This window comes from Chamaesiphon sp. (genome assembly GCF_041737865.1).
GTDB lineage: Bacteria > Cyanobacteriota > Cyanobacteriia > Cyanobacteriales > Chamaesiphonaceae > Chamaesiphon.
The window spans coordinates 1-7,333 of sequence record NZ_JBGSQZ010000005.1 but is presented as its reverse complement, the minus strand read 5'-3'; the positions used below and the strand labels follow the sequence as shown (position 1 = coordinate 7,333).

Here is a 7,333-nt window from a genome sequence, read left to right as displayed (position 1 = left end):
ACAGCATGGACGGCTGCCAATTTCTCATCAAAGCTGGTGGTATAACCAGTGAGGGTAACGGTGCCATCTGCGACTAATACACCGATTTCGGCAACTTTGAGACTAGGATCGTATTTGAGTTCGGACAATACATCTGTTTTGATTTCGGTATCGGTTTTATCTAAGACGTTAATCATTTGTTTTCCTTGGTTTTAGGTAATTATTGATGAGTTAAACTTAAAGCCTGGGTAGTGAGGTAATTCCTTGGTATTTTCTCCTGAAGATAGGAAGTGAATACCGTTGGCAGCACCCACACGGATGGAATCGCCAGGATCGATAAACTCATCGGTGATTGCCTCAGTAGGCAGATCCATACTGGTCGCAGGTGTACCCATTGCCATCAAATGGCGATCTAGCCCAACCGCGTGTTCGCCCACAGCCTGAACCAGGATTAAGGCTCGGACTTGTGGGGAACGAATATAAAAAGCATGTGCCTTGCCTTGAGGGAGGAAGACCATTTCTCCCGCATTTACTACCATGACCTTACTGTCTCCACAGTAGAATTCCATTACGCCCTCAAGTACGTAGTATGTTTCATGCTCCCACTCATTCATGTAAGGGGCTGGCTCGTTACCAGGTTTTGCGTGGTAATGAATCATTGCGTCGCGACCACCCGAATCCTCCCCCTTGACCAGGAAGGAAAATAAACCACCCTTGTAGAGTGTGGTCGAGTCGAGTGCAGATCCGCGCTGATAGGGGACTGGTGGTGCCAATTTAACTTGTGTCATGATTTTCTCCTGTTGTGTAGATTCAGTAATGTGAATGGGGAAAAAGTTTGGACTGTGAATGTGACAATCTACTCCAGCTTCACCACCATCTTGCCGATATTTTCTCCGGTAAATAGACCGAGAAATGCACTCACTGCTTTGTCGATGCCGACCACAACTGTTTCCTTATTTTTCAGTTTGCCCGTTGGCGTAGCCTGGGCTTTGCCGAATCGATAATAGTCACCCACTACTTGCTCGAATTCAGCCCGACAACCCAGCCAATCGCCGACAATTAGTCCTTTCATCGTCAATCGCTTAGTAGTGATATTAAATAGATTGCTCGGCCCAGGTTGGGGGATTTCGGCGTTGTAACCGGAGATGCCACCACAAGCGATAATCCGACCATTCACGCGCAACGCTGAGAGTGCGGCTTCGAGCATTTCGCCGCCGACATTATCAAAATAGACATCAATCCCGTCTGGTGCTGCTAAATTCAATTGTTCGATAACCGGAATCACCGGACTAGTTTTATAATCGAAGGCGCGATTCTCTTCCAGAGAGGCTTCGCCAACGAATCCACATTCTTCCTTGAGAAACTTGACTTTTTCAGGCGAACCTGCCGAGCCGATGACCTGGCAACCGCGTATTTTTGCCAGTTGTCCAGCCACATTTCCCACTGCACCAGCAGCTCCTGAAATAAAAATTACGTCTTCAGCTTTGACATCGACCAAATACAAACCCGCCCAGGCAGTCAGACCCGTCATCCCCAGGGCACCGAGATGAACGGACAGCGGTTGAATGTCGCGGCTGACTGGGTGTAGCTCTGGCGGTGTAGCGATAAAATATTCGCGCCAACCATAGTTAGAAGTGACTGCATCACCTGTTTTTAATTGCTCGGCGCGGGACTCTACTACTTCGCCAACTGCGCTGCCAGTCATCGGTTGCCCCAACTCGAATGGTGGCACATAGGATTTGCCGCCGTTCATCCGCCCGCGCATATAGGGATCTACAGATATGTAGAGGTTGCGAACTAGCACCTGTCCAGCTTGGAGCGGTTCCAGTTTGGTTTGGGCGAGGGCAAAGTTATTTAGGGTGGGCATCCCAGTTGGATGAGAGATGAGTTGGATTTCACGGCTGATGATATCTGTCATAATTTTTCTCCTGATTAGTTATTAACTTGTGTGACAAACGCGCAAAATTGAAATATATTAGCTCTTAAATTTAGTTGATGTCATTCGATTTTTAGATCATTTTCAATAAGAGTTTAATTGCAAACACGTCAAAAGATGATATCAGTGAAAAAAGGCTAGAAGAATAACTTGCTACCTACTTCAATCGTTCATTATGGTTGGAGAGTTATGCGAGCGAGTAAAAGCAAAAGGAACTGATTCATTTAGTAGATTTGTGAGTCGTTCACGAGGAAATAATTTGGGTGGAGCGGTGAAAAACACACCTGTGGAGACATTCAAGCCAAATTGTTGCTTGACTCAATCGAGTGTAAAGTCGCTATAAGCCATAACTAAAATAGTCTAGAAATTATTGGGGATGAGCGATTAGTTAATCTTGTTGCTCCACCATCCACTTCAAAATACCCAAGATCCGCTCGACTGGAGTGACATAATATTGGTGACGATCGATGGTTACATTTTTACCTTCGAGCTTGAGAAACTGCCAAGATTTACCATTGGTTACACTGCCATAGATAACGGAGATTTCGTTACCTTTACTAGCATTGAACTTCTGAGCAGCAATCATCTGGGCGACACACTGCCCCCAGCCTAGATCTAATCCTTCCTTGTCCGCTTCTACCAACATAATAATTGGAGCTTTGATTAGATATCGAGTTGTCGATTTACTCAGCAAGAAATCGACAACTCCATCTAGACCACAATCTATATCTACATTCAACTCCTGACCAGAAAATAGCTGAACTCGCTGTTGAGTTAATTGCACCACCTCAGCCAAAATCGGACTAACCAAAAGTTCAGATTTAGCTTTGGCGGATTGGGCTGTTTCTGCCAATCGAAACCACTGTTGAAAGATTGTTAAGAACGCTGGTTGTGGATCTGCCGTTGGTAAGAATTCGCAGAAGGGAGCATCCAAAAGATTTAATTTAAATTGGTCTTTGACAGTTTCGAGGGTGAAGTTGTGGTAAGTCATCGATTTCTACTTTCCAATTTAATACTAAATTGATGATTTGATTAACTCATCGGCTGTTTACAGTCGGGGCCTATTGGCACGACAATTGAACAGATTCAACTCCGAATTAAAAACTTTTTTGAAACCCATCAATTGCAGACTCCAATTCAAATTGAAAGTACCATTCAACATATTTACAACCTTGCTCTATAGTCTTCTAGCGGGAAGGGAGTAGTATTGGCATGGTAGAATCAGTTCGACTCTTGACAAATCCCCAATTTTCTTAACTTGTCACCAATGGGTTCACCCGCCCAGCAGCACTTCAGTCGCGGGTGGGTGATGAACGAAGCAAATATTCATAAGTAGCGTTTACAACTTCAATATTAAGTAGTCGGCGGTAAAATCACCCGCTTAGCTAAACCGAGCTTCTGTAATAATTGAATCGACCACCAAGTCATATCGAGTTCCCACCACTGCCAACCACCTTTGGCGACATTGGGATAAGCATGGTGATTGTTGTGCCAGCCTTCACCATAAGTGAGCAACGCTGCCCACCAGAGATTGCGCGAATTGTCATCCGACTCATGAGTACGATAGCCAGTAATGTGACTTGCCGAATTGATCAGCCAAGTACTGTGCCACAAAATCACCGCTCGCACAAAGACACCATAAATCACAAACGACCAACCGCCGCTCGCATACAATAGTAATCCAACTGGAATTTGTAAAAACAGAAAATATTTATCGAGCCAACAATAATAAGCATCTTTAGCTAAATCTGGTGCCGCTTTCTTGTATTCATTAAAGTTGGAAAAATTAGCTTCCGGATAAAAGATCCACAGCATGTGACTCCACCAGAACCCCCGCTTCGCCGAGTAGGGATCTTTGTTCCAATCTTCGGTATACAAATGGTGCTGGCGATGTAGGGATACCCAGGAAATTGGGCCACCTTGGAGTGCTAACGCGCCCAGCGTAGCGAATACATATTCGAGTGGCTTGGGTACCTGAAAGCTGCGATGGGTCAGCAACCGATGGAATCCCAAACAAATCCCGATCGAGCCAAACAACCAATGTAGAAATATTGCCTCTCCTAATGCAGACCAATTAAAATACCACGGCGCCGCCAAGGCAATCAGGTGAAATGAGCCAAAAAAGAACACATTTGTCCAACTTAATGGTGCCGTTTCGCGTCGCTGTGAGCCATGTTCGATCGAATTAGCAGTCATAAATAATTTAGTAATAAGGTTTTAGACTTTAGGTCTTAAGCTGATACCTGTCTCATAAGCGCGGCTGCCTCTTTACCATTAGGAATGAGGATTTAATAATATACAAGTCTGCTCTCGTGGCGACCTTTGGTAGGGGCAATTCATGAATTGCCCCTACCAAAGGAGGAATTGCAAGTTATTAAATCCTCATTCCTAAGTCTGATGAGTCGGGCGGATGATGATTTCATTGACATCGACATCCATCGGTTGCTCGATGGCATAAGCAATCGCCCGTGCAACCGCATCCGCATCGATCGCGGTCTTCGCATAGAATGCGTTCAGTCTCGTCGCCGTGTCTGGATCGCTAATCGTACTCGTCAACTCCGTCGCAATGGCTCCTGGTGAAATATTTGTCGATCGAATCTCACCATTCGACTCTTGCCGCATTCCCTCAGAAATCGCTTTGACTGCAAACTTAGTCGCACAGTACACCGCTCCCGATGGAAATACATTATGTCCAGCGACAGAGGACAAATTGATAATGTGACCGGATTTTTGGTGGCGCATCGTCGGTAGCACTGCCGCAATTCCATACAGAACGCCCTTGATGTTGACATCAATCATCCGATCCCATTCGTCTACCTTCAGCTCGTCCAGGGGCGAGAGCGGCATCAATCCGGCGTTATTAACTAGTACGTCGATGCGACCGTAGGTACTCAAAGTCTTTTGGGCTAAGGCTTCCACCTGAGCGCGATCGGACACATCGGTTACTAGGTAGTCTGCCGTCCAACCCGATTTAGCGATCGCCGCCACCAATTCCTTGAGTCGATCTTCCCGACGGGCTGCCAGCATCAGTTTGGCTCCATTAGCAGCCAGTCGCTCGGCGGTTGCCGCACCCAGTCCACTACTAGCTCCGGTGATAATGACTACTTTATTTTGAATCTCAGACATAATTTATCTTTTAATAGCTAGTGAGCAATATAGTTTTTGACTCACAAATTACGATCGATAGTAGTATTTATGGAAATTATTAGTTTATCTACTCAATTAATAATTGTGTTGCTGGAAATTAATTGCTATGGTTCGACTGGTTGAAGCTTGACTAATGTTTTTGTCCCAGTAGCATCATTAATCCACACCGCTAACATCCGACCACTTTCGCTTTGTCCGGTTAGGACTTCCGTTGGCGAATCGACGGTGTGAGCGTAAGTGACTTCATCTTTACCTGTTTCAATTACGAGATCGTTACCCTTGCCAGGTCTGTCATAAACCATCGCCATTAATGGCGCATTTTGAATTAATTCTTCATCACCAAATTCTGGGCTGATGATTTCAATAGAGATATGTCGTCCTCGATTACCGTCGGAAAACTGGTCGAAGAATTCACCCCAGCGTTCTTGTGGAACAGATTTTGTTAGTTCGATTGTATTTAACATATAATTCCTATTGTTATTGATGTATTTGTAATTCTCTGGCTAGTTCAGATCGTTGGATGTCTGTTGCGTAGTCAGATCGGAAATTATCGCCTGTTGTGAAAGATAGACTAAATGTAGATCTATTAGTAATTGTTTAGCATTTTCGATCTTAATGCCTTGGATTTGATGGCAAAATATTGAATGAAAAAGTTGTTCCTCAATAGATAAACTATTCATTGATTTCCTCCTGAAATAGTAGATGTCAAACTATCGAGATATTTACTTAGAGTTGTTAGGATTGCTCATTTTATTTCGATCGGCAGCACCTTGAACTCCATTCAGTCCGCCCTTCGAGCGTTCCTCGATCGTTTTTAGTGATGTTGCTGGAGCATTAAGTGCTTTTTCAGTATTCTGTTCGATCTTGTCTAGCTGGACTGTTCCATCGGTCGAATCGCTCTTGGCAACTGGCGGATAGCCCCGTTTGATATTCTCGATCTGAACTGCTTTTGCTGCTGTATCCTTAGCTGATGCTCCTGTGCAACCGCTGGAAAAGAGCATTACAGTAGTAAGTAAGATAGACATGAACATCTGTACAGGGCGAATATTGGATAGCAATGTCGAGATATATTTCATCTTAAAAATCCTCGGAATTAGTAAATAACGGTGGTATTGATGTTAATTGAAAGCGTTATTGTGAAAATTCAAACCACTTCACAGTGAGTTGATTGTCCACCGAAAATACCCCTGGCGCAGCCCAAGCAGCACGTTCGGCTTCCTCCCGCTCCGCTAAATTCCGAACATTGCCAGAGAGTTCCACATTGCTGCCAGCAGTCTCAACGCGGATCTTGTTAGCATCCACAACAGCACTACGTTTGAACGCCGATTTAATCGCTCTTTCTACTTCCACTGGCTTCACCGTGGGTTCGTTCATCTGGATTGGCTGTGCCAAGGAGAGCCGATTAGATACCCCTTTAACACCGGATAGGTGGCGCACGACACTTCCGGCGAGGGTTTTCTGGTGCCATCCGTCCACTTCACCTTCTAACTCGATCCAGCCTTCGCTGACGGTAACTCGAACGGTGCCTGGTGGAATTAATGTCGCCCAATTAATTTGATTGGTAGCGGCGGCGGCGATGTCTCCGTCTGTCCGGTGGTAAGATTCTGGTAGCTGAATTTCGATGTCATCAGCGATCGCTTTCACCCCCGCAATCCGTTTTACCGCCTGTACCGCTTCCAATTTCTCGACATAGCTACTCACATATCCATTAAGTGTCACCGTGCCGTTTTTGACTAAGACACCAATGTCTGTGACTTTGACGGTTGGCTCATATTTGAGTTCGGCAAGTACATCATTTTTTAGTTCTAGGTCAGTCTTTTCAATTGTGTCTATCATGTTTTTTGTGGTTAGTTATTAGTGGTAATTTTTGAGCGAAATTTAAGTTCATTAGCAAAGTTTAGTACCGTCAAGGCGATCGCCAGTCCCCAGCCAGTCATGGCAATTAACGGCGTATTCACTTGACGAATAGCAATCGCTACCAATGCCCAGACAATTACCAGCACATAGGCAGTGTCATGGCGTTGAACACTAATCGCCGCAGCAATTACAGAGGCGATCGTCATCATCACCACCGTCCACACACTTGGCGCAATCCCCCAGCCGTCCCAGTTGAGGCTATATAGTCCAATAGCAACATTCACGATCGTGGCAACGCTAATCCAGCCGAGATAGATCGAAATCGGCAGGTGAATAAACCCGCGTTCTTGCCGCGAAACGCGCTCCCGTCCAATCTCTAGGCGTTGATACAGCACAATTAGCGGTATCAAAATT

General features: G+C 45.2%; 10 protein-coding genes and 1 pseudogene. All 11 read right to left on the bottom strand.

Annotated features, from left to right (window positions below; genetic code table 11):
* The coding region (locus ACEW9J_RS00265; protein ID WP_373543154.1) for a BON domain-containing protein at positions 1-176 on the bottom strand (176 nt) is incomplete at its 3' end.
* A 15-nt stretch (positions 177-191) separates the two neighbouring features.
* Complete coding sequence (locus ACEW9J_RS00260) at positions 192-767, bottom strand: cupin domain-containing protein (protein ID WP_373543153.1); 576 nt, start codon at positions 765-767, stop codon at positions 192-194.
* 68 nt (positions 768-835) lie between these two features.
* Positions 836-1,897, bottom strand: coding sequence for an NADP-dependent oxidoreductase (locus ACEW9J_RS00255; protein ID WP_373543152.1), 1,062 nt, complete (start codon positions 1,895-1,897; stop codon positions 836-838).
* A 406-nt stretch (positions 1,898-2,303) separates the two neighbouring features.
* Positions 2,304-2,906, bottom strand: a complete 603-nt coding sequence (locus ACEW9J_RS00250) for a hypothetical protein (RefSeq protein ID WP_373543151.1) — start codon at positions 2,904-2,906, stop codon at positions 2,304-2,306.
* Positions 2,907-3,268: 362 nt separating this feature from the next.
* Entirely contained in the window at positions 3,269-4,111 is an 843-nt protein-coding gene (locus ACEW9J_RS00245; RefSeq protein ID WP_373543150.1) for an acyl-CoA desaturase, read from the bottom strand.
* A gap of 192 nt (positions 4,112-4,303) precedes the next feature.
* Positions 4,304-5,041 (bottom strand): SDR family oxidoreductase, encoded by a 738-nt coding sequence (locus ACEW9J_RS00240; RefSeq protein ID WP_373543149.1) that lies wholly within the window; start codon positions 5,039-5,041, stop codon positions 4,304-4,306.
* Between the two features lie 125 nt (positions 5,042-5,166).
* Positions 5,167-5,526 carry a DUF5335 family protein gene (locus ACEW9J_RS00235; protein WP_373543148.1) on the bottom strand — a complete coding sequence of 120 codons (360 nt, stop codon included), beginning with the start codon at positions 5,524-5,526 and terminating at the stop codon, positions 5,167-5,169.
* 39 nt (positions 5,527-5,565) lie between these two features.
* A complete protein-coding gene (locus tag ACEW9J_RS00230; protein ID WP_373543147.1) occupies positions 5,566-5,742 on the bottom strand; it encodes a hypothetical protein in 177 nt (58 codons plus the stop codon).
* A gap of 42 nt (positions 5,743-5,784) precedes the next feature.
* A complete protein-coding gene (locus ACEW9J_RS00225; RefSeq protein WP_373543146.1) occupies positions 5,785-6,087 on the bottom strand; it encodes a hypothetical protein in 303 nt (100 codons plus the stop codon).
* 106 nt (positions 6,088-6,193) lie between these two features.
* Entirely contained in the window at positions 6,194-6,898 is a 705-nt protein-coding gene (locus ACEW9J_RS00220; RefSeq protein ID WP_373543145.1) for a BON domain-containing protein, read from the bottom strand.
* An 11-nt stretch (positions 6,899-6,909) separates the two neighbouring features.
* Positions 6,910-7,333 (bottom strand): annotated as a pseudogene (locus ACEW9J_RS00215) (tryptophan-rich sensory protein); the annotation flags it as partial.

What these genes read in the sequence shown, in the direction of transcription:
- ACEW9J_RS00235 (WP_373543148.1), bottom strand. Translation starts at nt 5,526, where the DNA reads ATGTTAAATACAATCGAACTAACAAAATCTGTTCCACAAGAACGCTGG.
- ACEW9J_RS00220 (WP_373543145.1), bottom strand. Translation starts at nt 6,898, where the DNA reads ATGATAGACACAATTGAAAAGACTGACCTAGAACTAAAAAATGATGTA.
- ACEW9J_RS00225 (WP_373543146.1), bottom strand. Translation starts at nt 6,087, where the DNA reads ATGTCTATCTTACTTACTACTGTAATGCTCTTTTCCAGCGGTTGCACA.
- ACEW9J_RS00245 (WP_373543150.1), bottom strand. Translation starts at nt 4,111, where the DNA reads ATGACTGCTAATTCGATCGAACATGGCTCACAGCGACGCGAAACGGCA.
- ACEW9J_RS00255 (WP_373543152.1), bottom strand. Translation starts at nt 1,897, where the DNA reads ATGACAGATATCATCAGCCGTGAAATCCAACTCATCTCTCATCCAACT.
- ACEW9J_RS00260 (WP_373543153.1), bottom strand. Translation starts at nt 767, where the DNA reads ATGACACAAGTTAAATTGGCACCACCAGTCCCCTATCAGCGCGGATCT.
- ACEW9J_RS00240 (WP_373543149.1), bottom strand. Translation starts at nt 5,041, where the DNA reads ATGTCTGAGATTCAAAATAAAGTAGTCATTATCACCGGAGCTAGTAGT.
- ACEW9J_RS00250 (WP_373543151.1), bottom strand. Translation starts at nt 2,906, where the DNA reads ATGACTTACCACAACTTCACCCTCGAAACTGTCAAAGACCAATTTAAA.
- ACEW9J_RS00230 (WP_373543147.1), bottom strand. Translation starts at nt 5,742, where the DNA reads ATGAATAGTTTATCTATTGAGGAACAACTTTTTCATTCAATATTTTGC.